Raw genomic sequence first — 23,603 nt, forward strand, 5'->3', positions numbered from 1 at the left:
ATTTTTAAGTTGTAAATTGATAACTTTGCAGTTCAATAAGATTAAACCATGCGTAAAATAAACCTAAGCATACCTGCTTTTGTGGCATTCGTAATTTCGGCTATAGTAGCAACCGGTGCTACACGTTTTATGAGTTATTGTGTTCCGGAGCTGAGTAACTTTACAGCTTTAGGTGCGATTGCCCTATTCGGCGGCGCCTGCTTAAACCAGAAATGGAAGCCTGTAGTAACTGTGGCTTTAGTGTTATTCGTTACTAATATTTTCATCAATTATCTGTACGTGCCCAAACTTACGTTCTGGACCAGCGGTTCATGGGCTGTGTATGTCAGCTTTATTGCCATGGTATTTATTGGCGGCTTAATGAAGAAAATTAACGTAACCAATGTAATGGTGATATCTTTAGCATCAGTGCTGCTGCATTGGCTTATCACAGATATTGAGCCATGGTTAAACAGCCCTCTTTATGCAAAAGGAATTGCCGGTTATTTTGAATCTTTAATTGCTGCCATTCCATTTGAGCGCAATATGCTGATTGCCGATGGTGTGTTTGGCGCTGTACTGTTTGGTGGTTACCAATGGTTAACCAGCAGAAACAAAGCTGTACAAATGCAAAAACCTTTAGCTGCTTAATCGGCTATTACTATACATTATTAAATAAAAAAAGCGATGAGCAATCATCGCTTTTTTTATAACTCTAAATTATGAAAAACATAGTAGTACTTACCGGAGCGGGCATCAGCGCCGAAAGCGGCTTACGTACATTCAGGGATACCGACGGCCTGTGGGAAGGTTATAATATTAAAGATGTAGCTACTCCTGAAGCCTGGCAACGCAACCCCGAATTGGTTCAGGATTTCTACAATATGCGCCGGCGCGATGTACTGGCAGCCAAACCCAATGCAGCACATGTAGCTTTAGCAAAATTGCAGGAAAAGTTTCAGGTGAATATCATTACCCAGAATATTGACGATCTGCACGAGCGGGCAGGTTCTGAAAACGTATTGCACCTGCACGGTATCATCACCCGCTCGCAAAGCAGCACGAATGCTAAATTAACTTATCCTATAAAAGGCAGCGAACTCAAAATGGGTGATCAATGTGAGTTAGGTTCACAGCTGCGTGCACACGTAGTTTGGTTTGGCGAAGCTGTACCCATGATGGAGCCCGCAATCGAACTGTGTCAGCAGGCGGATATCTTTATTATTGTTGGTACTTCCCTGGCTGTTTACCCGGCTGCAAGTTTGGTGCATTATGTGGATGATGACGTTCCGGTATACATTGTTGATCCTAAAATACCGGATGTGGGTTTACCCCAACGTTTCGTGAAAATTGAGAAGCCGGCCAGTGCAGGCGTTTCCCAATTGGTAACAGAACTCTTGGCGCAATAAAACTGATGAAGAATAAGATCAAATGTTTTTTTAGCTGGAGCGGCGGTAAAGACAGCAGCCTGGCCCTTTACCGGGTATTGCAAAATCCGGCTTATGAGATATGTTACCTGCTCACCACCGTTAATGATGCTGCCAATCGTATTTCCATGCACGGCGTGCGCGAAGAACTGCTCATGCAACAGGCTGAAAGCATTGGCATTCCACTATATCAGATCAGGCTACCGGAAATGCCCGATATGGAAACTTACGACCAGGTGATGCATCAGCATTATTTAAAATTTAAACAGGAAGGAATTACCCATGCGGTGTATGGCGATATCTTTCTGCAAGACTTAAAGGATTACCGGGATGCCCGCTTATCAGCAGCCGGAATTTCAGGCGTTTATCCACTATGGCAGCAAGATACCCGCGTGTTACTTGACGAATTTTGGAACTTAGGCTTCAGAACCATTATAGCTTGTACCCAAGCATCATTGGGTAACATAGCAGGAGAGGAGCTTACTGCTGACTTAATTGATTCATTACCTGCAAACGTAGACGTGTGTGGCGAAAACGGCGAGTTTCATACCTTTGCCTTTGAAGGGCCGATATTTAAAGAGCCTATCAAAGTGAAAAAAGGAGAAAAAGTGTTTAAGTCCTTTCAGGTGCCCAAACAACAGGATGGTGTTCATCAAAATACCCCATTGCCAGAGGTTGCCGGCTTTTGGTACTGCGACTTACTGCCTGCTTAGTAATTATAGCGTTTATAGGTTTCGCGCCAGCTTAACATCATTTCAGTAAAGCGGCTTGAAACAGATTTCAAAAAATCTTCGTCTAACAACTCAAAAACGCTGTTCACGCCGTCGGTTAAATCAAGTTCGGCTACCTTATAGGTCTGCTCAAAAACTCCTTTTTCAATTTTGATGATGTACTTCTGATTCATGCTCAAAATGGAAATTTTAAATTCCGGATGCGGGAGTTCTGCTATAATTCTCATGTAGTAGTTTTGTTTAATAAGCCATTCAATGGGTCTTTGCCGTGTAGTGTTCCCCATGCGGCTAAGGGTTTAAAACGGGCAAACATCTCTTCGCTGTACCAGCCTTCGGTTCTAGTCTTCTTTATCACATCCGCATGGTTACGGCTACGGTAAGCAAATGCCTTTACATCATCAACTGATTGCCATACAGAAAATGTAGCCTGCCGCAATACCGGCGCCTCACCAATACCTACCGAAGTAACATAGCCAGGCGCTGTGCTTAAAGGCGATGCTGCCTCATCTACATTAGCCCAGAAAGCTTTTGCCTTACTTAATTTAATGGTGGCACGGGTGAGTACCGCCACGGGGCCGGTGTAATCTTTATTATGGTTTGTACCAAAAGGCTGCTGCTTATCCCAAAGACCGTGGCTTTGTAAGGGTTCACAAAGTATGGTCCATTGCTCGGCGGTAAACCATTGCCACCAACGGGCAATAAACGAATTCTTGTTAAACCGGTTAAATGAGACTTGGTCTTTCCAAACGGCCAGCAAACCCCATTGCCGCCAGTCGGGGTTTAAATCAAAGCTGCCTTTATGTCCGCAGCCCAATAGCTTCCAAAAAGTGCAACCCCTATTTAACCATAGCGGCAGGCGGTGTAAGGCCATGGCCAGCAATGCAAAAGGTACAAATGCTTTACGATAGCGAACGATGGTTAAACTGACGAGCATTAATAAAGCGAAATAAAAGATTATTTATGAGATTACCATGTTTGCCTTTGCGCTTAAGCTATATACATTTGCATTTATGGCAGAAGATTTAACCATTTTACAATCTGCAGATAAAGCAGCACAGTATCAATCTTTGATTCCGCAGATAGAAGGCTTGTTATATGGTGAAACCGATTTGGTAGCTAACCTTGCAAACGTATGCGCTGCATTGAAAGAACAGTTCGGCTGGTTTTGGGTAGGGTTTTATTTAGTGAAGAACAATGAACTGGTGTTAGGTCCTTTTCAGGGGCCAGTGGCCTGCACACGTATTGCCAAGGGTAAAGGAGTTTGCGGTAGTGCCTGGCAGCAGGCAGAAACGTTGATAGTGCCCGACGTAGAGCAGTTTCCGGGGCACATTGCCTGCAGTTCACTGTCAAAGTCTGAGATCGTTTTGCCTTTGTTTCATGGTAATGAAGTAGTGGGTGTACTTGATGTGGACAGCGAAGAACTAAACCAGTTTGATGAAACCGACGCAAAATATTTAGCTCAAATCATTAAGTTGATTCAATTATAATTATTGAAGTCATAATATGATATTCAACAGAGCGGACAAAGTAAGTGCTGCTATCAAATCAATACTCGATGATGAAATTGCCTGAAAGTTTTTACACCAGTACCGATGTAGTCAGTATTGCCCGAAACTTACTGGGCAAATACTTATTTACCCGTTTAGATGGCGAAGTAACCGGTGGCATCATTGTAGAAACTGAAGCTTACAATGGTGTAATTGATAAAGCCTCACATGCGTATGGAAACCGCATTACCACACGCACGCAAACCATGTATGCCCATGGCGGTATTGCTTATGTGTACCTATGCTACGGCATACACGAAATGCTGAATGTAGTAACCTCCGTTGAGGGCCAGCCACATGCCGTACTCATACGCGCAGTTGAGCCAACCGAAGGTATTGATGCCATGCTCTACCGTCGCAATATGGCATTAGTGAAACCAAACATTACAGCGGGCCCGGGTTCAGTTGGTAAAGCTTTAGGCATTACCCGAAAGCTAAACGGGATTAGTTTACAAAGCAACGAATTGTGGATTGAAGACCGGGATTTGAGCTATCCGGATGAGCAAATAAAAACCGGGCCACGTATTGGCGTAGCTTACGCCGGCGCTGATGCGTTGCTGCCTTACCGCTTCTTTGTAAAAGGCAATCCATATGTGAGTAAGCCGAATCGTTAATTTTTCAATCAAAAATGCTTTTCAGTGGTTATACATCTAATTAGCATTTACGATTATGGATTACGAAAAAGACTTGAAAAAGCTGGAAACTATCGATTTCCTGCGCGATAAAATAAATGGCATCCGCAGCGGTATGCTCACTACTTTTACCACCGAAAAAGGCTTTCAAAGCCGCCCGATGGGCACGGCGGAAGTAGATGTAGATGGCAACATCTGGTTTTTTACCAATGAGTATTCCTCCAAAGTGGAAGAGATTTCGCACGAAAACAAAGTTTCTTTAACCTATTCGGACAAAGAAACTAGTTTCTGGCTGAGTATTAAAGGCGTTGCCAGTTTGGTAGACGACCGCCAGCGAATGCACGATTTGTGGAACCCCTTTATCGAAGCCTACTTTCCGGCCGGTATTGACGACCCTAAATTGATTTTATTAAAAATTGATCCGATGGAAGCCGAGTACTGGGAGGGCACCTCAAGCAAAATTGCTCTGGTGTTCCAGATGATTAAATCGGCTGTTACCGGAAAACCATCTACCGGTACTCACGAAGTAGTAGACCTGTAATTACAAAAAAGGCAGATGTTCGCATCTGCCTTTTTTGTATCATTGAATAATGAAATATCAAGATAACCTGCAGTTCGCCCAACAGCAGGATGAGCAGGATACGCTTCGTACTTTTCGTAACGAATTTTTGATACCCAAATACCAAGGCAAAGATGCTATCTACCTGTGTGGTAATTCGTTAGGATTGCAACCAAAACAAACACATAAGTATTTAAAAGACCAGTTGGAGGTTTGGCAGAACCTGGCCGTAGAAGGCTGGTTTCAGGGTGAGCAGCCATGGCTGAGTTATCATAAACAGCTGGTGCCAGCACTGGCGAACATTGTAGGCGCACGGCCGGCTGAGGTAACAGTGATGAACTCTCTTACCGTGAATTTGCATTTGCTGTTGGTAAGCTTTTACAAACCCACAGCCAAGCGGTTTAAAATTTTAATGGAAGGTGGCGCTTTCCCTTCAGATCAGTACGCGGTGGAAAGCCAGGTACGTTTTCATGGCTTTGATCCTTCCGAAGCTGTAATTGAAGTCTTCCCGCGCGAAGGTGAACACACCCTGCATACCCAGGATATTCTTCAGGCTATTCAGCAAAATGCCGACGAGCTGGCCTTGGTGCTTTTCAGCGGTATCAACTATTATTCAGGTCAGCGTTTCGACATGCCTGCCATCACCCAGGCGGCACATATGGTTGGCGCGTACGCGGGGTTAGATTTAGCACATGCCGCCGGTAATGTAGAGTTGCATTTGCACGATTGGGGCGTTGATTTTGCCAGCTGGTGTTCATACAAATATATGAACTCTGGCCCGGGCGGCATAAGTGGCATATTTGTTCACGAGAAACATTTCAATAACACTGAGCTTAAGCGCTTTGCAGGCTGGTGGGGTTATCGTAACGATACCCGGTTCAAAATGCAACCCGGCTTTCAGCCCGAGGCAGGAGCCGAAGGTTGGCAAGTGAGCACGAGCCCGATATTGTTAATGGCTGCACATAAAGCTTCGCTTGATGTATTTGAAAGGGCTGGAGGTATGTCTCTGCTCACCGCAAAAAGTGAAAGGCTGACTGGCTATTTGAGATACCTGCTTGAACAAATTTTAACCGAACACGCTGACGCTTTCAAAATAATTACACCTGATAGTTATCAAAATAGCGGCTGCCAGTTATCGCTTGTATTTATGAGTAAAGGGAAAGCAGTATTTAGTTATTTGACTGAAAATGGGGTTATAGGCGACTGGCGCGAGCCTGATGTTATACGGCTAAGTCCTGTTCCCTTATATAATAGCTTTATGGATGTGTATCAGGCGGTAAATACGCTCAAAGATGCTTTAAAAAAAACGCTATAAACCTGGGGCAAATGTTAAAAATTGCGTTCGATCCTATCTATGCTCATCCCTTGCCTGAGGGGCACCGTTTCCCGATGCTGAAATATGAGCTGATACCAGCGCAATTATTGTATGAAGGAGCGATATCAGCGGAGAATCTGTTCTCACCTAAGATATTACCTGAGGAAATGGTGTTATGGACGCATGATGCCACCTACTGGCACGAGTTGTCTACCCTAACACTTCCGGCCAAAGAACAGCGGCGTATTGGGTTCCCTTTAAACAAGGCATTGATTGAACGAGAATTACGCATAGCACAGGGCACTATTGATGGCTGCCATTATGCTTTTCAGTATCAGGTAGCATTTAATGTGGCCGGTGGTACACATCATGCCGGCAGCAACTGGGGCGAAGGCTTTTGTATGCTCAACGATCAGGCCATTGCTGCCAATTACTTGTTGCATAAAAATTTGGCTAAACAAATATTAATCGTCGACTTGGATGTACATCAGGGTAATGGCACCGCCCAAATATTTGAAAATGAGCCGAGGGTATTTACCTTTTCTATGCACGGAGAGAAAAATTTTCCATTCCGTAAAGAGAAATCAGATTTAGACGTCCCCTTGCCGGACCACATGCATGGCGACGAATATTTAGCTATCCTGTATCAAACCTTACCAAAATTGATAGACCATGTAAAACCCGATTTTATCTTCTATTTATCGGGTGTGGATGTATTGGAAACAGACAAGTTAGGCAAACTAAGCCTCACCAAAGATGAATGCGCCGCCCGTGATCGCTTTGTGTTTGAGCAGTGTAAAGCCAACAAGATACCGGTACAGGTGAGTATGGGCGGAGGCTATTCAGCACTAATCAAGGATATTGTGGAAGCCCATTGCAACACCTACCGTTTAGCCAATGATATCTATTTTTGATGTAATGGTACCAATCTCCATTTTATAAATATGTTTCTTACTCAGCAGCGTAAAGCGGACATATAGTAATATAGCTGCTACGAGCAAGCCTAAAGTTAAACCATACCAAACGCCATCTACTCCCCAGTTTAACTCGATGCCCAGCCAGTAGCCTACAGGCAACCCTACTACCCAATAAGCCAAAAAGGTAATTAAAGTGGGTATATTTACATCGCCCATGCCACGTAGTATTCCTAATCCTACCACCTGTGCACCATCAAACAGCTGGAATAAAGCAGCAATGAGCAGCAGATGCGATGCAATGCTGATTACGTTTAAATCATTGGTATAAATCCATGGCAGCAGGTGATTTGCCAGGGCGAATAATAAAGCGGTACACCCCATAAATGCAAGCGCCATATGGTAGCTGGACAGCGCCGATAACTTAAGCGTCTTAAAATCGCTGTTACCAAAAAAATTACCGCTTTTAATCGCTGCTGCGGCAGAGATTCCACTTGCCATCATATAAGTTATAGCTGCTAAACTAATGGCAACTTGGTGTGCTGCCTGAGGGATCACCCCAATACGGCCAATCATTATAGCGGCTCCGCCAAAGGCGCTTACCTCAAACAGGTATTGCATACCCACAGGCGCGCCTATCTTCAATATCTGGCGGCTTTGCAGCCAGTTTATACTTTTTGCTGCAAAGCCTTGTAAATAACTTTTAAAACGCTCAGATTTGAATACATACCAAGCCATAGCAATAGCCATTACGCAACGGTCAATCAACGTGCTATAACCCACGCCAGATACGCCCATGGGATGAATGCCGAATAGCCCTTTCACAAAAGTGACCCCTAAGCATATGTTGAGTACATTTCCCCAAATGGAGATCATCATGGCCTGTTTAGTAAAACCCAGGCCTTCGGTAAATTGCTTAAATGTATTGAACACCAGCAACGGCACCAATGACAGACCTAACAGAAATAAATAAGGTTTTGCCTGCTGTACAACTTCAGGCGACTGGTCGAGGTGGCTGATGGCATACATAGAACCGAAATAAACAATCACAAACAGAAATACGCCGCTAATAATGTTGATGAGTAAGCTGTTACTCAGTAGCTGACCGCACTCTTTATGCTCACCACGGCCGTTGTGCTGTGCAATGAGCGGAGTTATGCCATAAGAAATGCCAATGCCCAATACCAGCGTAATGATAAAGATACTGTTTACCAGCGCTACGGCCGCCAATGCTACCGTACCTGCAAAATGGCCTACAATTACGCTATCGGCAGTTTGCACCAGCGTATGGCCCAGTTGGGAAATAACCACAGGAAATGCAAGATGCAGATTGGCTTTATAATGTTCTTTATAACGTTGTAAAAATTGAGGCATAGGTTGAAGTAAACATCAGGGCAAGCTAAACTAACTGGCCGTATAAAACTCTTCTTTTTCGGTAGTATGAACGCGGATTACGCCCGATAGCACCAGGTTCACCATAATGCGCTGTGCACGCCTGCGGCTTAAGTTAAGCAAAGTACAATATTCTTTTACAGTGATGCGCTCATGGCTTTCTAAATATTCAAGGAGGGCTTTTTCTTTAGATGAGTATTCAATAAGTACACCCTCATTCTGATCCGACCGTTTAAGTACATCCACTACAATTTTACTGGCCAGCACGCTTTTGTCTTTAACCCTAATATAAACCCACCATTTGCCGTCATCGCCCAAGGCGTAATGGGGCTTGGTATCACTGGGCTCAATCTCTGCTACCAGTACTATTTTATCATCGTAATAAACCTCTTCAAAAGCTGGTTCAAGAGCAGGACGAGCGTAAAAATGGGCAGCTTTGGTAATCATGTAGCGTTCCTCATCTTCTGACTTTACACCTTTTATGGTTCCATCATCAGCCACGCCAATCAGCAAACGTCCGCCTTTGTTGTTGGCAAAAGATACCATCGTTTTAGCGATCTTCTCGCAGCTGGTAATGGTTTTCTTAAAATCTAATGTTACGCCTTCGCCTTCTGAGATGATCTTTCTTAAATTCATACGCTTTCCTCGGGTTTAAATTGGCTAAGGCCTGTAAATTTCCATCCACCGCTCCGGCTTGCTTAGTTCTGTAAAGCCAAACTGCCGGTACAATTCATGAGCATCGGCAGTGGCCAGCATAAACCTTCGCATTCCCTGCAGGGCAGGATGTTCGAGTATGGTTTGAAGCATCCACTTGGATAAACCTTGTTTTCGGTGCTCAGGTATGATAAATACGTCGCAAAGGTAGGCAAAGTTTGAGTAGTCTGTAATTACACGTGCAAAGCCAACCGTTTCATTCTCTCTATAAACGCCAAAGCATAACGAATTGTCTATGGCAATACGCAATTTTTCTGTAGTTAACTTTTGTGACCAGTACGATTCTTCTTTCAAAAATTTAAATATTGCTTTCTGGTTCAATAGTGCTTTGTCAGTTGAAATGTAATAACCCGCATGGGGTAAGCTTTCCATGTTAATGCTCATGTGTTGTAAAATTTAAGTTTCGAACATATACTTCGCTGCTTACGCTGGCACATAGCTCGCCGTTGGTGTTATATAGTTCGGTGAGATAGCTGCGAATAAATTTTCCTTCAGTATCTAATATATGTTTTGCTTCTGCTATTTGCTGCTGGTCAAGTTTAATTTCAAAATGCAAAGCAGATCTTCCCGGCTTGATGTAATGCACCTGTGCAGACTTTAACCAAACAATTACATGATAACCGGCATGTGTAAATAACTGGTGAAACAATACCGGGTAAAACGCATCAGTTGCGGCATAGATAGTACCACCAAATATGGATGAATTATAATTAATGTTCAAAAGGCTTTTGTTCAGCTTTACTTTGGCCGAAGTGAAATTCGTGCCAATATCAACTACCCATATTCTTTGAAGTAACAAGGGGGGATAAAAGCGTAAAAGCCATTTCAATATACCTGAAGATACTTTCAAAACAATAAAGTAAACATTTGTAAATAAATGGTTTAAGCGTATAGAATTGTCAATATCACAGAACAATACATAAGCACACCTGTTGAACAGATAACAAAGTAAGTTAAATTAATCTATCACGCTATGAAAAAGACCATGTTAAGTTTATTTGCTGTTGCCGCTTTAATAACGGCTACGGCAAGCAGTTGCAGTTCCGAGAAAGCAGCGGGCTCAAGTGCAGATAGTGCTGCTACAGTGGATTCGGCAAGTACCATGTCTACCGATACTACCCGTTCGGCAGCAACTGATACCGCACGCCGGGATACTACACGCAGTAATCCGCCAATACATTAATATTGGGGCCTGGTAATTAGCCAGGCCCTACTTATTTGTGTTCTAACAAACAAGTAGAATTATTTTCAAATACGTCCTTATCTTTGAAGTACAACTGCAAAGGCAGGTTACCCAGTTCCGTTAGCCTTTTTGCTCTGGTAACCACCTGGCAGTTTGGATGATGAATTAAGTAAGCTTTCAATTCCTCTATCTTCTCAATTCGTTTAACCGGCTGCTTCAAATAAAAATTGAAGGCTGGATTGTAAATCTGATAAGCAACCAATGGCTCCTGTATTTTCTTCATTTGTAAGCCTTTGCTTACAGGGTTTGAATTATATAGGTACGGATAAGCATAAAGATTCAAAACCCATGCTGTTGCAATAAAAGTGAATAAAACAGCGCTTATTGAGAAAACGCGGTGCTGATTGATATCTGCCTTTAAATACAATATAAGGGCTATAACAGATCCGACCGGCATCAATAAAAAAGCAAACCACAAACGTGGAAAGTCCATCATGCTCGGTTCGGTACGACTAAGGGTATAAATAATGGCGGGAATTACAATGCTGATGATTAATATTACCCAAAGGCTAACTTTAAACGAACGCCGGCGTTGCAATAGTTGTTTAAAATAGCAGGCTGCCACTATGCTCACAAAGGGGTAGCAAGGCATAGGATAGTTAGGTAACTGCGTTCGCGACAGCGTAAAAAAGGCGATAGTGGTGAGCACAACAATGCTTGAAAATTGCAACAGCAAATCCTTCGTGAAACTTTGCCTTACATATCGGGCTATTTGAACAATGAAAAATGTAACCGGCATCATACCCACCAACACATACAAAACCGAAAGGAGGAAAAAGCCGCCGTGCTTTTCCTTTATCCGTAGGAAACGGTTGTAATTATTTTTTACGAAGAAACCCTGGGTCCAGGCGCCATGCGTTTGAAGGTGCACGGCAAGATACCAGGGCAGGCAAATACCCAATACCAGCAACAAGCCATAACCTACCTTTAACTGCTTAAATACTGCTAAACTGAATTGCCTTTGCAAAATGAGAAAAACACCAACCGAGACTAAAGGCAGTATAAAGGCGATGGGGCCTTTGCTAAGCACACCTAAGCCCAGCAAAACATACATCAACCATAAATAAACCTGCTTGTTATAATGAGAGGTGTAAAAATTAAAAAAGCTATACCATATGCAGGTTAATATGAGTATGAGATAGGGGTCGGGCACGGCCAATCTCATTTCGAAATTTAAATGCCAAGAGGCCAGCAAAACTAAACCACTTAAAAATGCGGTGGCTGATGAGGTATGCTTTCGTGCAAACAGGTAGGTGATGATGATCAGCAACAGTCCGCACGCAGCCGAGAATAACCGGGCCGTATAAGGTGATATGCCCCAGCAGCGATAAGCAAGGCCCATAGCAAAATAATGCAACGGGGGTTTGTCGGTACGGATGTATTCATTAAAAGTAGGCACTACCCAGTCGTTACGCTGCATCATTTCGCGCGCGCATTGGGCATTTTTAGCTTCATCTAGAATGTAAACAGGCGCTTTGCCAAGATTTACAAAATAACTGATGAGGCTTAATGCAATGAGCACAAGCAGGCGTTTATCAGAAAAATATCTGATGACCGGTAAGGACATAGGTTGAGTTGAACTTTTTTTACTCGATGGTAACAGGCAATACCGCCGATAGTTTATTGCCAGTATATACTTTTCTCACCTGATACGTTTTCTTGTTTTGCGATTCGAAATAAGTTCGCACGTTAACCTCGGCCAGTATGCCCAAGGTAATTAATTGTATGCCACCCAAGAGAAAGATCAAACCCAATATTAATAAAGGTTTACCTCCGATATCATGGCCTAACAACTTCAGCACCAATAGATAAAAATTGATGATAATGCCCAGAAACAAAGATACAAAACCCATGCTGCCAAATAAATGCATTGGCTTTTGTATGTATTTACGCAAAAATACCATCAGCATCAAATCGCTGATAACTTTAAAAGTGCGGTTGATTCCATACTTGGACTTTCCGTGTATACGGGCATGGTGAGCTACATCTACCTGGGTGATACGTGCACCTTGTAACTTAGCTAACACCGGAATAAAGCGGTGTAATTCTCCGTATAATCCTAAGTTTTCAGCTATTTCGCGGCGAAAGATTTTCAATGTGCAACCGTAATCTTTAATGTATACCCCCGTCATGCGGCGGATGATAGCATTGGCAATCTTGCTCGGAATTTTACGCAGAAACATACCATCCTGGCGGTTTTTGCGGTTACCGGCTACCACGTCCCAATCCTCATCTTTTAGCTTGTTCAGCATCGAGGGAATATCATTAGGGTCATTCTGCAAATCGCCATCCAGCAATGCTACATACTCGCCGGTGGTATAATCAATACCGGCTGTCATTGCCGTGCTTTGTCCATAATTTTTACGCAGTTCTACCAGCTTGATACGATCATCAGCATGCGATATGATTTCCTTTTGGGTGCCGTCGTCCGAACCGTCATCAACAAAAACCACTTCATAATCAAGTGAAGACAAGGCAGACCTGATTTCGGCAATCAGTGGCTTGATGTTGTCTTTTTCGTTCAATACAGTAATAACCAATGAAAGTTCGGGCATACGCGTGGATTTGTAAAAACGCACAAATATAACAAAAACCACTGCTGCTTTATTGGGGTAGGTGTGATGTGTTTGTCAAATCGTTAACGAGGCTTATTATTAAGTGCTCTTGCAGCGTTTATTTATCCTTCATTTCCTGCTTACGCATTGGCATAGCGTCAACAACTGAAAAAAGTTGTTTGGCAGTTACTACCTGGTGAGTTCTTAGCTTCTCGCCGTTATCCTTCCCGATAAGTATAACAGTAAAATCTGAGCTTATATGCTTTTTGTTGAACTCTTTAGGCGATGTTGAGCGCAGGTATACTTTAACTGTAACATCTCGCTCGTTTAAACCGGTGGCGTTGCTTTTTAACAATTGTTGTTGCTGAATCAGGCTTGTATTGTTAGCCTGATCGGCGTAAATTAACAACAAGCGTTTGTTACTGAATTGAGTAGTAATGGTGAAAAGTATTGCGGTAATAATCAGCTTTGCCATAAGTTATTAACCCATGAGGCTCACGAAAGTTGCAGATCATTATTGCAGCGCTTCGAAACTGTATTTAGCCATGCTCCAAAATTCATCTAAAGCTATAATGCGGGGCTTAAAGAAGCTGATAAGCGTTGGCCAGTCGGTGCGATTGAATACGCTTACTTTTTCTATTCGGGTAAAAATTCGGCTAACTACTTTTCCGTCAGCATACGTATGCAATACCCAATTCCATTCTTCTTGTAATACATCTTGCAATACATTTTTCAATTCTTTAAACTGTTCAAAATAAAGCTCTTGCAATCCGGTATCTGGGTGAGAAATCTCAATAGCAACTTCAGCCATGTTGTCTTCAGCTACCATTCGGAAATTGATATGTTTGATGCCGGTTTTGTAATTAATCCAGTTAATCTTCAAACCATCAGCCAATGGGTGTGGTGCGATGTATTGACCGAAGGTTGTCCAGAAAGCCTGTCGCAGCGCTGATGCCTGTTCTTTTGAATACATAAAGCAAATTTAACAGTAAGCCGTTATAACAATCAGCAATTTATAATTAACGTTGTACTTTACATTCATCTATGCGTAATCTCCAAAAATTTAGTGTTGTTATACTGCTTGCCGTTGCTATCATTGAACCAAAATCAACGGTTGCGTTCTCCGCCTGCATGGTAAACCCAAGCGTTGAAAATTTTAAGGCGGCTGATACTACCGGATTATTTATCAATAACCAAACTCAACCAGAGTTGGTATCCGATCAATTTAGCTTTACGGAGGGGCCTTCGGTTGATCGGAAAGGAAACTTATACTTTACCGACCAGCCCAATAACAGAATATGGATGTATTCGGTTAGAGGAGATTTGAAGCTATTTAAAGAGGGAGCGGGGCGCTCAAACGGTACTTATATCGACCATGAGGGGAATCTTGTTACCTGCGCCGATGAAAATGACCAATTATGGGCCATCAGCCCCAAGGGCAAAGTTAAAGTGTTGATGGATAACCTTAATGGCAAGCGGTTAAATGGCCCTAACGACCTGTGGATAGACCCTCGTGATAATATCTACTTTACAGACCCATACTATCAGCGCGATTATTGGACCCGTAAGCAGAGTGAACTTGATGGACAAAAAGTATACAGGTTAGCCAAGGGGAGCACTGTTCCCGAAGTGTTAGCGGATGACCTGAAGAAACCCAACGGCATTGTTGGAACACCTGACGGCAAATATCTGTTTGTGGCCGATATAGAAGCCAACAAGACATACAAATATACCATCACCCAAGAGGGTAAGCTAAGCAACAAACAAATATTTGTCAATAAAGGCGCTGATGGAATCACGCTTGACAATCAGGGCAATTTGTATCTGGCCGGTAACGGTGTAACCATAGTTAACCCTCAGGGTAAAATTATTGCGCACATACCTGTGCCCCAACCCTGGGCAGCAAATGTATGCTTCGGGGGGCAAAACAAAAATATATTGTTTATTACGGCATCAAAAGCCCTGTACCGGTTGCCCATGAATGTGCATGGGGTGGAGTAGGTAGTTTTACCTGCTTAATGGTTCAAAATGTTTGTTTTCAATTAGTGATAACAATTTGATTATGGTTTATATACTTGTTTCTGTTATTGCAGTTATTGGCATAAGTGCATATTTTATATTCAAACGCAAAAACACACTTATTGCAGCGGTTGACACTAATATGGATTACGGGAAAGAGTTGGCTGCGCACATTCCTTATTACAGCAAGATCGACGCGCCTTTGAAAAAGCGGTTTATTGAAAAAGTGGAAAAGTTTTTGACCACCGTGAGGGTAGAGGGCATTGGTTTTGAACTTACCGACACAGATCGTATTATGGTTGCTGCCAGTGCAGTCATACCTATACTGAATTTTGATGACTGGAGTTACCCTAACCTAACCAATGTTATTGTTTATCCTGATACTTTCAATAACGATTTCCAGTTCGAAGGTGAGAATCGTAACATTATGGGCATGGTAGGTTCGGGGTTTATGAACGGGCAAATGCTTCTGTCGCGTGCGGCATTAATAAAAGGATTTGCCGGTGATTCGGGAAAGGAAAATGCAGCCATACATGAGTTTGTGCACTTGGTGGACGGAAGTGATGGTGCAATTGACGGCACGCCCGAGAACTTGATGGAACATAGCAGCACCATCCCATGGTTAAAAATGATTCATCAGGAGATGCACCGTATCGAGGCAGGCCATTCAGATATCAACCCGTATGCGTTAACTAACGAAGCCGAATTTTTGGCTGTTGTGGCTGAATACTTTTTCGAAAAGCCGGATCAGTTTAAAGTTAAACACCCTGATTTGTATGAGGCGCTGGCCAAAATGTTCAATCAGCACCCTGCAGAAGATGATACTGATAATACACCTGCTAAATCCGTGTAAGTTTAGCCAGGTACTGATCGTAACCATCATCAAATAATATTTCCGTTTGCCAGCCTTGTACGTTTGCAATACGGGTAAGTGTATCAGAATCTATATATAACCAGGTAAACCAATCCGTTTTACGCGATTTGTAGATATATTGGTAATCCACTTCACCATAATATTTATGCTTCGGTTTAGGTTGGTACCCGTACAGGTAACTCACATCGGAGGAATCTAACAGTATTTGCCCATCAGTGTTCATTAACAACTTAGCATGCTCCAAAAAACTCGATAATCCATCAAGCGTACCACTTAAACCTATTCCATTCATCAGGAGCAATAACGTATCGAAGGGGGGATTTTCATAGCTAAAGATATCAGCACAAACTGCATTGTTTACACCTCGGTCCTGCATTGTTTTTACTGAGAGTGGAGATATATCTAATGCAACCACATCAAAACCGCGCTGCTGTAGGATCAATGCATGACTTCCCGCACCGGCTCCAATATCTAATATATGACCTTTGCAGTGCTGTAAGGCCACTAATTCCAGTTCAGGCATGTCTTGCTCATTCCGAAAATAAGTAGACACCGGCATTTCTTCTTTTGAGCCATACTTGTTATTGATGAACAACTTTGCAGGTCGGTTAGCCGTAAAAAAGTCATGAATGGCCTGGCCGGTAACATCTATAAACATGCGAGCAAAGTAAATTTATTTTTACAATTTATCCCACTATCAGTTTTTGGTAACTCTTTTAACTCAAAGGAAAGTGTTTGTGAACTGTATAGATATTTTACGTTTTTTACTGTTATATTTGTTTAAGTTATAGTCAAGCCCTGATAATCAAAAACTATTAAGTGAAACTACAAACTATTGCAAAAGATTCACCTGCTTACAGTAATTTGTCGGCCACGCGTGAGATTTATGATCGCTATGGCGGTATGTTATTAGGTTACCTCACCGAGGTTTTACGCGACCGTCCGCAAGCTGAAGTTTTTTTAATTGACATTTTTAACGAGTTGCCTGCGTATTTAGACAACTTCCGTTCGTCGGAAAAAAGTGTTTGGGTGCAGCTCCAGTTATTGGCCAAATCTAAGCTGGCCAAATTTACCGCCTCGCGTACAGATTGCAATCAACTGGATGATGAACTGAACAGCCGTTGGAAACAAACGGGAAGTAACCTGGCGCAAATGAACTCCTTGCAGCGTACTGTTTTTTGTGGAATCTATTATCATAATAAATCCATTTCCACACTATCGTCAGAACTGAAAGAACCGGAGGACAGCATAAAACGTACTTTAAAAGAAGCATTCAATATCATTAAAAATGGCAGATAGCGTACAACATTATATATCAAGCGGCATACTCGAAGCTTATGTTGTGGGCTCGTTATCAGAGCCGGAAGAACAAGAGGTGATGAGGATGCGAAAGGAGTTTCCGGCAGTAAGGGAAGCCCTCAATCATTTGGAAGCCGACATGGAGGCACTGGCTATGCAAATGGCAATTCCCCCTCCGCCTGCTTTGTGGGGGCGAATTGAAGATAGTATTGATGGGTTGATAAAAACCCAGGAGGCCGAAGTCATTCCGTTCCGCAACAGGCAGGAGCAAAGGCAAGAAACGCATAACCGCAGCAATGAACCGCATTTTATCGAGGTAGAGGCGCAATCCAGCCATATGAAAATTCATAAGGCATGGCGCTGGGTGTTTGCGGCTGTATTTGTGTTGGGTAAAATATTTTTAGCTACAGCTATCTATTTTTACATAGAGAACCGCCACAATCAGCAACAAGTTCAGGAACTAAAAACGCAATTGCAACAGCTCCAACAAGTGCAGCAATTAAAGCGTTGATTGTACATAAGCATTCAATAAGGCATCAGGCAAAAGCTTGGTGCCTTTTTCATTTGACACCAGCCGAACAGCAATTACAACACGATTTAATATTCAACACCTTACCAGGTATGTTGATAACTTAAAGCTCTTCATTAACTACTTTTCCTTTAACTTCAACTTTAAATATTTAAAGGCAGCGGAGTATGGCTACTGAAGTAAAATGTCCTAAGTGTCAGCATGGGTTTCCTATTGAAGAGGTGATGACGGAAGAATACCGTAAACAGTTGCGCAATCAAATGCAGCAATACACTCAAAAAAAGGAAGAGGAGTTCAAGAAGAAGGAGGACGAATTTTCGGCTAAATACAAACAGCAGGAAGCGCAGTTTGAGCAACGTATAGCCCAAGAGAAAAGCCAGATGCAGGAGACGATGGAACAGCACCTGCGCCGCACTATTGCCTCTGATTACGAAACACAGCTGCAATTGCTGAATACTTCGGTAAAAGATGCGGAGGAAAAGTTAAAGCAGTCGCGGCAAAAAGAACTCGACTTTTTGCAAAAGGAACAAAGCCTGTTACAACGCGAGCAGGAACTCGAAATTATTACCCAACGCAAGTTACAGGAGCAGCGCCAGGAATTAGCAGAGCAGATCAGGAAACAGGAAGCAGAACGGTTTTTATTAAAGGATTCTGAATATCAGCTCAAACTCAAAGAACTTGAAATGCAGCTGGACGCGCAGAAAAAACTGGCTGATGAAATGAAGCGTAAGGCCGAACAGGGGTCTATGCAACTGCAAGGTGAAGCTCAGGAACTGATACTGGAAGAATTACTGCGCAGCTATTTCCCGTTTGATTTAGTAAATGAGGTAGGCAAGGGCATTCGGGGCGCCGATTGTGTGCAAACCGTACGAAATCAATTCGGGCAGGAATGTGGTAAGATTATCTATGAAAGCAAACGTACCAAAGAGTTTTCGCATGAGTGGATTGAGAAATTGAAAAAAGACATGCGAAACATCGGTGCTGACGTGGCCGTAATTGTAACGCAATGCTATCCGAAAGAAATGGATTGCTTTGGCGAAAAAGACGGCGTATGGATTTGCTCTTTTGAAGAAGTAAAACCGGTTTCTTACATTCTTCGCGACTGCATCATTAAAACCTCAAATTTAATTCGCTCGCAGGAGAATAAAGGCGATAAAATGCAGCTGCTGTATGATTACCTGATGAGCAATGAATTTTCGGAACAGTGGAAAGCGCTCCGCGAAGGCTTTATGAGTATGCGTATGTCTATCTTAAAGGAGCGCGATGCCATGGAGAAATTGTGGAAGATGCGTGAAAAACAACTGGAGAAAGTGTTGCTGAGTGCCACCCACATCAGAGGTTCTATAGAAGGAATTGCCGGAAGCGATGGGATAGAATTGAGCTTAACTGACGATGAAGAAGTATTGCTGATTAATTAAGATCTGTTGAGAATAAAAATAGCGAGGTACTTTATTGCATTTTTCAGTATGCTGGTTAGCTTAACTGCTAATGCACAATTTAACGATACTCTAACTCATCGCGTAAACTATGCGTCTACCGGGTCTATCAATAAGGCTGATAACGGCAGTTCTTATCTGCTGAACAACTCGTTATTATTTGAAATTAAGAAGAAAGATTTTTTATTCAACACTTCCAACAGTTGGGTTTACGGCAAGTCAAACCGTGTGTTAACCAATAATGATTACTCATCTTACCTCAATTTCAATCTGTATAAATCTTTCCCGCATTTTTACTATTGGGGATTGGCCAATTATAACACCAGCTACTCGTTAAAAATTAATGCACAGTTATTAGCTGGAGCAGGGGTAGCATATAGCTTGTTTGACCGGCCAAATGCCTATTTAAATATAAGCGATGGTATACTGTATGATCGCAGCGATTTGTATTTAACCGACTCCACCAGCAATGTATATTCTACGTACCGTAACTCGCTTCGTTTGCAGTTCAGATTTGTGGTTAAAAACATCATGACCATAAACAGTGGAAGCTTCCTGCAAAATTCACTTATTAAAGGCAGCGATTATATTATCAGAGCTAACATTGGTGTGGACTTCAAATTGCGCAAATGGTTAAGTTTAAACGCAGCATTTAATTATAACAAGATGAACCGCACACAAAGTGAAAACTTGTTGTTTACCTATGGCTTAACAGCTGACTATTACTTTTAAATAATAACCGGCAAACGCTTGTTGTAAAATTTTGTTAATCATAAAATTAAAAAACACAGCCATGGCAGCTTTTAATGAACTGATTAATTCCGATAAGCCAGTATTGATTGATTTTTCAGCCGAATGGTGCGGCCCATGCAAAATGATGGCTCCGATATTAAAACAGGTAAAGGATGCTGTAGGTGACAGCGTGACCATCCTCAAAATTGATATAGACAAAAATCCGGCAGTTGCCCAAGCCTACAATATACAAAGCGTGCCTACGCTGATGTTGTTTAAAAACGGGCAAACCAAATGGCGCCAAAGTGGGTTAGTTGCTGCTAACGATTTGAAGAATATTTTGGTAGCGAATGCTTAATCTGCCCGGGTAAAAGTAAGGGTGCGTCCTATCCATTTAAAGTGCCAGTAGCCGGTAACTTTTAGCTCGCCTTTATTATTGATATACGCAGCAGAACTCCATTTCCGGCCTGAAACAGCATCATAAATTTTGCCACCTTCCCATGAGTTTGTTTTGGGAACGTATACCATGTCTTCTAACACCGTCATACCAATGAGTTTGCGGGTTCTTAAGTTCTTGTCCGGGTTTTTGTAATCTACTCTGGTTTCAATGGGCCTCGAGGGATCATCCTTATCACTGAACCATAATATTTTGGCTTGGAAATAACTGCCATCTTTATATACCTGCACTAAAAGATTTTTCTCTGTCGACATCCATTTGCCAAGAACACGGTCGCTATCCGGCGTCATACGTTTGGCACTTGTACATAATATAAGTATTGCAGCAGTTAATAGAAGGCCTAATTGTTTAAAGTGCATAACTTACTGTAAGTGGTTTGTGATACGCTAAAATGCAATATAATCATTAAAGCGTCATGTATTGCAGTTTGTTTCAATTACAGCAAGCTTACAACGTCAGGCTATGGACAATTCGCTTTATCCGCCACTCAGGTCTTTTTCCCGAATTTCAACCAAGCCATAAGCTTTGTTAAAATTTAGGAAGATGCTGGCGCGATATAAGGTACTGTTGAAGAAATAGATGTTTTTATAATTGTCGTTGCCTTGAAAGTCCATTTGCAAACCGGATTTCTTGGCATTAGCGATCAGGTTGGTTATGTATTGAGCCGAATTGGTGGAATACCGGATGGTATGTAAAACGGTTCCATCGACCGCCTTACTGTTTTGGCCATATACTACAGTTTCTTGCTTGCCAGCCTGGGTTATTTCGAATTGATTTACGGTGAAGCCATCCACTTGTGAAATGATTTTTAACTTAAACCCTTTTGAGTTTAAGTACCCCTTGGCCTCATCTTCAGGCAGGTTAATCAGGCTCATCATGTCGGACATCATTATAGTTTGTGCACGCAGCATGAAATGACTGCCAAGCATAAGCAGCAACAGTAAAATTCGTTTCACTTCAATAAATTTCTACAAAGCTAATATACAATTGTTAAGCCTAATCTCATATAGCCGGATGAGACTCTCCGGGACGATAGCTCATTGTTTGGTGCTTTAGCACGTCCGTTTTATAAAACAGTACCTCCTTAAAATCCCCGTTGAGATAGCGTTGTGCCTGGTCAGTAAAATGTAGAGAATCACCATTGAAAGATTGCCCACCGGTAATTATGGACTTAGCTTTGATTTTCGGTCCGAACTCCACCGCAGCAATGAAGCTGTTCCCTGAGTAGCCATAGCGCTTAACAGTGTTTTGCGAGCGGCTTACAAAAGAAGGTAGCTGCCCGAATGTAGAAGCCACTGCACCAGCAGGTAAACTCGCTTTATTATCGTCAAATGTACCATCAGCTAAGCGCTGGTAACGATTAACGTCGCCCCATTTTATCTGCCAGCTACCATATTTTTGCGCTAATTGGTTTAATGCTGTTGTGAATAAAGTAAGTTGTTGTGCCTGACTTAAATTAGCCAGCAAAGTTTCAACCCTTTGAGTCTGATAAGTACCCGCCTCACTCGAAGCCGGGCGGGGCAGCAAACTAAAAACCAAAGTTCCATACTCATTAGCGAGGGTAGTAGCAATGGAGTTTGCAGAAGAATACCTCGACCAACGTTGCAGGGTATCTATTGCCGGTTTTAATTTTTGTTTTAGCGAATCGGCGGCGCTGGTGTAAGCTCTGAACAAAGGTGGCAATACGGCATCAAAAGCTGTTAAGTAATGGTCATACCCAGTACTGATCAACTGATCCAGGCTCAATTTCCCTGTACTGCTAAACAACTGTACGGCTCTTACACCCCGATAATTTTGCCCATCGGGTGCCATATAAGCGGGATATTTTTTACTTAAAGGACTGCTGCTGCCCGAGGCTGTAAAAGGAGTGGAGTTGCAATTTTGTATCCATCCGGTTTGGGGGTTTACAACCTGTACAATCTCTTTGAGCGGATGCAGACCCTGCCATTCAGTTTTTGACATGCTGCCGTCGACAGGCTGTGTCCAATCCAATGCCGGATCGCGCTTGGGCATGAAGTTGCCATACCAAAGTATAGTGTTGCCTTTGTCATCTGCGTACACCGTATTATTGGTTGTATTTTGCAGTAAATTCATGGCTTTTTTGTATTCAGCCAAATTATTGGCCTTTGTAATCAACCACGACTCCAGCAGCGCGTTGTACGAACGGTTGTTGTGCTTTAAAGCCAGCCATTTGCCATTGCGGCTGCCAAGTATGGGGCCATGATGCGTGTAATAACCGGTCTTTTGGATTTCAACAATCTGATCTTTTTCCTGTCTTACATAAAATTTAAGTTGCCGGGTTTTTACCGGTTTCAGTTGCCCGTCGTATTCATAATACCATTTGCCATTTTTCTGACTTACTTTTTCCGCATATAGGTCGGCAACGTCAGCATTGCTGCTGGTATGCATCCACCCGCAATGCTGGTTGAAGCCTTGGTAAACAAAAAACTGCCCCCATGTTACTGCGCCGTATACATTCAAGCCTTCATCGCTTACCATTTGCACCTCCGAACGAAAGTAAAACGGCACATGTGGGTTGATATACAACATAGCATGTCCGGATTTCGATTTAGATGGACTGATAGCAAAGCCATTAGAACCCACCTCCCTTGCATTTACCTGTTCCTCCAAACTCAAAAGCGGATGCGCTAAGGCACCGATTTGCATAAGTTCGCCGTTGTTATAAAACTTTTCTGTTTCAGACAGGGCAATGCCGCCTGTACTTGTGGCTGCTACGCTGCCATCTGTAAACATCAGCGCATACCAGGGCTCAAAGCGGGTGAGCACCATTGGCTTGGTTTCCGGATGTTTATAAAGGTAATAGTTTATCCCGTCGGCATAAGCATCCAATAACTTTTTAAACCATACAGGGCTGCGCTTATACTCCCGTATGGCATCCGTGCTATCGGCAATCAGTTGTAACTGAATGTCAGTATAAAGCGTGTTTTTTATACCTGCCTCAGCCTGTTTGCCTAATTGGTACAGATAATTGAGTTCAATGCCTTTAAAGTTTTCCTCGCACTGGCTGTACATCAATCCAAAAACGGCATTCGCATCGGTTTTACTGTAAATGTGAGGCACGCCCCACTGATCACGTATGATATTCACTTTCCGGGCTTGCTGTTCGTATCTTTTAATTTCTGATGCAGTAAACTTTTGTGCCGATGTAAATAGGGGTAGGCAAAGCGCAAAGCCAAGCAAAAATCTTTTCATGGTGTTTAGAGCTTAAACTGTGATGAATATAATAAA

At 42.6% G+C, this 23,603-nt stretch carries 30 protein-coding genes; 16 read left to right on the forward strand and 14 right to left on the reverse strand.

Annotation, left to right across the window (positions count from 1 at the left end; genetic code table 11):
• Positions 1-48: 48 nt before the first annotated feature.
• The 3 genes from ACYVNW_RS04460 (at position 49) to ACYVNW_RS04470 (ending at position 2,119) form a co-directional block, all read left to right on the forward strand.
• Entirely contained in the window at positions 49-630 is a 582-nt protein-coding gene (locus tag ACYVNW_RS04460; RefSeq protein ID WP_460678639.1) for a DUF6580 family putative transport protein, read from the forward strand.
• A 71-nt stretch (positions 631-701) separates the two neighbouring features.
• Positions 702-1,388 (forward strand): SIR2 family NAD-dependent protein deacylase, encoded by a 687-nt coding sequence (locus ACYVNW_RS04465; protein ID WP_460678640.1) that lies wholly within the window; start codon positions 702-704, stop codon positions 1,386-1,388.
• A gap of 5 nt (positions 1,389-1,393) precedes the next feature.
• Positions 1,394-2,119, forward strand: a complete 726-nt coding sequence (locus ACYVNW_RS04470; RefSeq protein WP_460678641.1) for a Dph6-related ATP pyrophosphatase — start codon at positions 1,394-1,396, stop codon at positions 2,117-2,119.
• Here ACYVNW_RS04470 and ACYVNW_RS04475 read toward each other — a convergent pair.
• Positions 2,116-2,364, reverse strand: a complete 249-nt coding sequence (locus ACYVNW_RS04475; RefSeq protein ID WP_460678642.1) for a hypothetical protein — start codon at positions 2,362-2,364, stop codon at positions 2,116-2,118. The genes ACYVNW_RS04470 and ACYVNW_RS04475 overlap by 4 nt on opposite strands.
• On the reverse strand, positions 2,361-3,071 hold the full coding sequence (locus ACYVNW_RS04480) for a DUF3291 domain-containing protein (protein ID WP_460678643.1): 711 nt from the start codon (positions 3,069-3,071) through the stop codon (positions 2,361-2,363). The genes ACYVNW_RS04475 and ACYVNW_RS04480 overlap by 4 nt, the downstream gene beginning before the upstream one ends.
• Before the next feature lie 76 nt (positions 3,072-3,147).
• Between ACYVNW_RS04480 and ACYVNW_RS04485 the strand changes: the two genes are divergently transcribed.
• The 5 genes from ACYVNW_RS04485 to ACYVNW_RS04505 all read left to right on the forward strand — a co-directional run bounded on the left by ACYVNW_RS04485 (position 3,148) and on the right by ACYVNW_RS04505 (position 7,104).
• Positions 3,148-3,624 carry a GAF domain-containing protein gene (locus tag ACYVNW_RS04485; protein ID WP_460678644.1) on the forward strand — a complete coding sequence of 159 codons (477 nt, stop codon included), beginning with the start codon at positions 3,148-3,150 and terminating at the stop codon, positions 3,622-3,624.
• Between the two features lie 68 nt (positions 3,625-3,692).
• The gene (locus ACYVNW_RS04490) at positions 3,693-4,298 is read left to right on the forward strand and encodes a DNA-3-methyladenine glycosylase (RefSeq protein ID WP_460678645.1); all 606 of its coding nucleotides are present in this window, start codon (positions 3,693-3,695) and stop codon (positions 4,296-4,298) included.
• 55 nt (positions 4,299-4,353) lie between these two features.
• Positions 4,354-4,857: a pyridoxamine 5'-phosphate oxidase family protein gene (locus ACYVNW_RS04495; protein WP_460678646.1), complete on the forward strand. Its 504-nt coding sequence runs from the start codon at positions 4,354-4,356 to the stop codon at positions 4,855-4,857.
• A gap of 49 nt (positions 4,858-4,906) precedes the next feature.
• Positions 4,907-6,190, forward strand: coding sequence for a kynureninase (gene kynU / locus ACYVNW_RS04500; protein WP_460678647.1), 1,284 nt, complete (start codon positions 4,907-4,909; stop codon positions 6,188-6,190).
• A gap of 11 nt (positions 6,191-6,201) precedes the next feature.
• Positions 6,202-7,104, forward strand: coding sequence for a histone deacetylase family protein (locus ACYVNW_RS04505; protein ID WP_460678648.1), 903 nt, complete (start codon positions 6,202-6,204; stop codon positions 7,102-7,104).
• On the opposite strand, the gene ACYVNW_RS04510 is transcribed toward ACYVNW_RS04505, so the two are convergent.
• From ACYVNW_RS04510 to ACYVNW_RS04525, 4 genes are read right to left on the reverse strand one after another with little or no spacing between them, the layout of a single operon-like run.
• A complete protein-coding gene (locus ACYVNW_RS04510; RefSeq protein ID WP_460678649.1) occupies positions 7,081-8,478 on the reverse strand; it encodes an MATE family efflux transporter in 1,398 nt (465 codons plus the stop codon). The two genes, ACYVNW_RS04505 and ACYVNW_RS04510, sit on opposite strands and share 24 nt — an antisense overlap.
• A 30-nt stretch (positions 8,479-8,508) precedes the next feature.
• On the reverse strand, positions 8,509-9,132 hold the full coding sequence (locus tag ACYVNW_RS04515) for an AlbA family DNA-binding domain-containing protein (RefSeq protein ID WP_460678650.1): 624 nt from the start codon (positions 9,130-9,132) through the stop codon (positions 8,509-8,511).
• Between the two features lie 24 nt (positions 9,133-9,156).
• Complete coding sequence (locus ACYVNW_RS04520) at positions 9,157-9,594, reverse strand: GNAT family N-acetyltransferase (RefSeq protein ID WP_460678651.1); 438 nt, start codon at positions 9,592-9,594, stop codon at positions 9,157-9,159.
• Complete coding sequence (locus ACYVNW_RS04525) at positions 9,584-10,009, reverse strand: DUF4442 domain-containing protein (RefSeq protein WP_460678652.1); 426 nt, start codon at positions 10,007-10,009, stop codon at positions 9,584-9,586. The genes ACYVNW_RS04520 and ACYVNW_RS04525 overlap by 11 nt, the downstream gene beginning before the upstream one ends.
• 174 nt (positions 10,010-10,183) lie before the next feature.
• Here ACYVNW_RS04525 and ACYVNW_RS04530 point away from each other — a divergent pair, with 174 nt between their 5' ends.
• Complete coding sequence (locus ACYVNW_RS04530) at positions 10,184-10,393, forward strand: Vmc-like lipoprotein signal peptide domain-containing protein (protein WP_460678653.1); 210 nt, start codon at positions 10,184-10,186, stop codon at positions 10,391-10,393.
• A 31-nt stretch (positions 10,394-10,424) separates the two neighbouring features.
• On the opposite strand, the gene ACYVNW_RS04535 is transcribed toward ACYVNW_RS04530, so the two are convergent.
• The 4 genes from ACYVNW_RS04535 to ACYVNW_RS04550 all read right to left on the reverse strand — a co-directional run bounded on the left by ACYVNW_RS04535 (position 10,425) and on the right by ACYVNW_RS04550 (position 13,981).
• Positions 10,425-12,020, reverse strand: coding sequence for an ArnT family glycosyltransferase (locus ACYVNW_RS04535; protein WP_460678654.1), 1,596 nt, complete (start codon positions 12,018-12,020; stop codon positions 10,425-10,427).
• A gap of 19 nt (positions 12,021-12,039) precedes the next feature.
• Positions 12,040-13,008, reverse strand: coding sequence for a glycosyltransferase family 2 protein (locus ACYVNW_RS04540; RefSeq protein ID WP_460678655.1), 969 nt, complete (start codon positions 13,006-13,008; stop codon positions 12,040-12,042).
• Positions 13,009-13,126: 118 nt separating this feature from the next.
• Positions 13,127-13,483, reverse strand: a complete 357-nt coding sequence (locus ACYVNW_RS04545; RefSeq protein WP_460678656.1) for a DUF4174 domain-containing protein — start codon at positions 13,481-13,483, stop codon at positions 13,127-13,129.
• Between the two features lie 39 nt (positions 13,484-13,522).
• Positions 13,523-13,981 (reverse strand): DUF4268 domain-containing protein, encoded by a 459-nt coding sequence (locus ACYVNW_RS04550; RefSeq protein ID WP_460678657.1) that lies wholly within the window; start codon positions 13,979-13,981, stop codon positions 13,523-13,525.
• Between the two features lie 71 nt (positions 13,982-14,052).
• Between ACYVNW_RS04550 and ACYVNW_RS04555 the strand changes: the two genes are divergently transcribed.
• Together ACYVNW_RS04555 and ACYVNW_RS04560 are read left to right on the forward strand one after the other, a co-directional pair.
• Entirely contained in the window at positions 14,053-15,009 is a 957-nt protein-coding gene (locus tag ACYVNW_RS04555) for an SMP-30/gluconolactonase/LRE family protein (protein WP_460678658.1), read from the forward strand.
• A gap of 61 nt (positions 15,010-15,070) precedes the next feature.
• Positions 15,071-15,880, forward strand: coding sequence for a M90 family metallopeptidase (locus ACYVNW_RS04560; RefSeq protein ID WP_460678659.1), 810 nt, complete (start codon positions 15,071-15,073; stop codon positions 15,878-15,880).
• On the opposite strand, the gene ACYVNW_RS04565 is transcribed toward ACYVNW_RS04560, so the two are convergent.
• On the reverse strand, positions 15,867-16,559 hold the full coding sequence (locus tag ACYVNW_RS04565) for a class I SAM-dependent methyltransferase (protein ID WP_460678660.1): 693 nt from the start codon (positions 16,557-16,559) through the stop codon (positions 15,867-15,869). The genes ACYVNW_RS04560 and ACYVNW_RS04565 overlap by 14 nt on opposite strands.
• 161 nt (positions 16,560-16,720) lie before the next feature.
• Between ACYVNW_RS04565 and ACYVNW_RS04570 the strand changes: the two genes are divergently transcribed.
• The 5 genes from ACYVNW_RS04570 to trxA all read left to right on the forward strand — a co-directional run bounded on the left by ACYVNW_RS04570 (position 16,721) and on the right by trxA (position 20,255).
• The gene (locus ACYVNW_RS04570) at positions 16,721-17,200 is read left to right on the forward strand and encodes a hypothetical protein (RefSeq protein WP_460678661.1); all 480 of its coding nucleotides are present in this window, start codon (positions 16,721-16,723) and stop codon (positions 17,198-17,200) included.
• A complete protein-coding gene (locus tag ACYVNW_RS04575) occupies positions 17,190-17,711 on the forward strand; it encodes a hypothetical protein (RefSeq protein WP_460678662.1) in 522 nt (173 codons plus the stop codon). Before ACYVNW_RS04570 ends, ACYVNW_RS04575 begins: the two co-directional genes overlap by 11 nt.
• A 185-nt stretch (positions 17,712-17,896) precedes the next feature.
• Complete coding sequence (locus ACYVNW_RS04580) at positions 17,897-19,147, forward strand: DUF2130 domain-containing protein (protein ID WP_460678663.1); 1,251 nt, start codon at positions 17,897-17,899, stop codon at positions 19,145-19,147.
• A gap of 48 nt (positions 19,148-19,195) precedes the next feature.
• Positions 19,196-19,897: a DUF481 domain-containing protein gene (locus tag ACYVNW_RS04585; RefSeq protein ID WP_460678664.1), complete on the forward strand. Its 702-nt coding sequence runs from the start codon at positions 19,196-19,198 to the stop codon at positions 19,895-19,897.
• A 61-nt stretch (positions 19,898-19,958) separates the two neighbouring features.
• On the forward strand, positions 19,959-20,255 hold the full coding sequence (trxA, locus tag ACYVNW_RS04590; protein ID WP_460678665.1) for a thioredoxin: 297 nt from the start codon (positions 19,959-19,961) through the stop codon (positions 20,253-20,255).
• Here the strand turns inward: trxA and ACYVNW_RS04595 are convergent.
• The 3 genes from ACYVNW_RS04595 to ACYVNW_RS04605 all read right to left on the reverse strand — a co-directional run bounded on the left by ACYVNW_RS04595 (position 20,252) and on the right by ACYVNW_RS04605 (position 23,567).
• The gene (locus ACYVNW_RS04595; protein ID WP_460678666.1) at positions 20,252-20,644 is read right to left on the reverse strand and encodes a DUF2147 domain-containing protein; all 393 of its coding nucleotides are present in this window, start codon (positions 20,642-20,644) and stop codon (positions 20,252-20,254) included. The genes trxA and ACYVNW_RS04595 overlap by 4 nt on opposite strands.
• Positions 20,645-20,830: 186 nt before the next feature.
• Positions 20,831-21,310: a hypothetical protein gene (locus ACYVNW_RS04600; protein ID WP_460678667.1), complete on the reverse strand. Its 480-nt coding sequence runs from the start codon at positions 21,308-21,310 to the stop codon at positions 20,831-20,833.
• Positions 21,311-21,356: 46 nt separating this feature from the next.
• Positions 21,357-23,567, reverse strand: a complete 2,211-nt coding sequence (locus tag ACYVNW_RS04605; RefSeq protein WP_460678668.1) for a penicillin acylase family protein — start codon at positions 23,565-23,567, stop codon at positions 21,357-21,359.
• Positions 23,568-23,603 lie beyond the last annotated feature (36 nt).

The organism is Mucilaginibacter koreensis, assembly GCF_054783355.1.

Excerpts from the sequence above, each read along its gene's own strand:
- ACYVNW_RS04460 (WP_460678639.1), top strand. The coding sequence starts at position 49 with ATGCGTAAAATAAACCTAAGCATACCTGCTTTTGTGGCATTCGTAATT.
- ACYVNW_RS04465 (WP_460678640.1), top strand. The coding sequence starts at position 702 with ATGAAAAACATAGTAGTACTTACCGGAGCGGGCATCAGCGCCGAAAGC.
- ACYVNW_RS04470 (WP_460678641.1), top strand. The coding sequence starts at position 1,394 with ATGAAGAATAAGATCAAATGTTTTTTTAGCTGGAGCGGCGGTAAAGAC.
- ACYVNW_RS04475 (WP_460678642.1), bottom strand. The coding sequence starts at position 2,364 with ATGAGAATTATAGCAGAACTCCCGCATCCGGAATTTAAAATTTCCATT.
- ACYVNW_RS04480 (WP_460678643.1), bottom strand. The coding sequence starts at position 3,071 with ATGCTCGTCAGTTTAACCATCGTTCGCTATCGTAAAGCATTTGTACCT.
- ACYVNW_RS04485 (WP_460678644.1), top strand. The coding sequence starts at position 3,148 with ATGGCAGAAGATTTAACCATTTTACAATCTGCAGATAAAGCAGCACAG.
- ACYVNW_RS04490 (WP_460678645.1), top strand. The coding sequence starts at position 3,693 with ATGATGAAATTGCCTGAAAGTTTTTACACCAGTACCGATGTAGTCAGT.
- ACYVNW_RS04495 (WP_460678646.1), top strand. The coding sequence starts at position 4,354 with ATGGATTACGAAAAAGACTTGAAAAAGCTGGAAACTATCGATTTCCTG.
- kynU (WP_460678647.1), top strand. The coding sequence starts at position 4,907 with ATGAAATATCAAGATAACCTGCAGTTCGCCCAACAGCAGGATGAGCAG.
- ACYVNW_RS04505 (WP_460678648.1), top strand. The coding sequence starts at position 6,202 with ATGTTAAAAATTGCGTTCGATCCTATCTATGCTCATCCCTTGCCTGAG.
- ACYVNW_RS04510 (WP_460678649.1), bottom strand. The coding sequence starts at position 8,478 with ATGCCTCAATTTTTACAACGTTATAAAGAACATTATAAAGCCAATCTG.
- ACYVNW_RS04515 (WP_460678650.1), bottom strand. The coding sequence starts at position 9,132 with ATGAATTTAAGAAAGATCATCTCAGAAGGCGAAGGCGTAACATTAGAT.
- ACYVNW_RS04520 (WP_460678651.1), bottom strand. The coding sequence starts at position 9,594 with ATGAGCATTAACATGGAAAGCTTACCCCATGCGGGTTATTACATTTCA.
- ACYVNW_RS04530 (WP_460678653.1), top strand. The coding sequence starts at position 10,184 with ATGAAAAAGACCATGTTAAGTTTATTTGCTGTTGCCGCTTTAATAACG.
- ACYVNW_RS04535 (WP_460678654.1), bottom strand. The coding sequence starts at position 12,020 with ATGTCCTTACCGGTCATCAGATATTTTTCTGATAAACGCCTGCTTGTG.
- ACYVNW_RS04540 (WP_460678655.1), bottom strand. The coding sequence starts at position 13,008 with ATGCCCGAACTTTCATTGGTTATTACTGTATTGAACGAAAAAGACAAC.
- ACYVNW_RS04545 (WP_460678656.1), bottom strand. The coding sequence starts at position 13,483 with ATGGCAAAGCTGATTATTACCGCAATACTTTTCACCATTACTACTCAA.
- ACYVNW_RS04550 (WP_460678657.1), bottom strand. The coding sequence starts at position 13,981 with ATGTATTCAAAAGAACAGGCATCAGCGCTGCGACAGGCTTTCTGGACA.
- ACYVNW_RS04555 (WP_460678658.1), top strand. The coding sequence starts at position 14,053 with ATGCGTAATCTCCAAAAATTTAGTGTTGTTATACTGCTTGCCGTTGCT.
- ACYVNW_RS04560 (WP_460678659.1), top strand. The coding sequence starts at position 15,071 with ATGGTTTATATACTTGTTTCTGTTATTGCAGTTATTGGCATAAGTGCA.
- ACYVNW_RS04565 (WP_460678660.1), bottom strand. The coding sequence starts at position 16,559 with ATGTTTATAGATGTTACCGGCCAGGCCATTCATGACTTTTTTACGGCT.
- ACYVNW_RS04575 (WP_460678662.1), top strand. The coding sequence starts at position 17,190 with ATGGCAGATAGCGTACAACATTATATATCAAGCGGCATACTCGAAGCT.
- ACYVNW_RS04580 (WP_460678663.1), top strand. The coding sequence starts at position 17,897 with ATGGCTACTGAAGTAAAATGTCCTAAGTGTCAGCATGGGTTTCCTATT.
- ACYVNW_RS04585 (WP_460678664.1), top strand. The coding sequence starts at position 19,196 with ATGCTGGTTAGCTTAACTGCTAATGCACAATTTAACGATACTCTAACT.
- trxA (WP_460678665.1), top strand. The coding sequence starts at position 19,959 with ATGGCAGCTTTTAATGAACTGATTAATTCCGATAAGCCAGTATTGATT.
- ACYVNW_RS04595 (WP_460678666.1), bottom strand. The coding sequence starts at position 20,644 with ATGACGCCGGATAGCGACCGTGTTCTTGGCAAATGGATGTCGACAGAG.
- ACYVNW_RS04605 (WP_460678668.1), bottom strand. The coding sequence starts at position 23,567 with ATGAAAAGATTTTTGCTTGGCTTTGCGCTTTGCCTACCCCTATTTACA.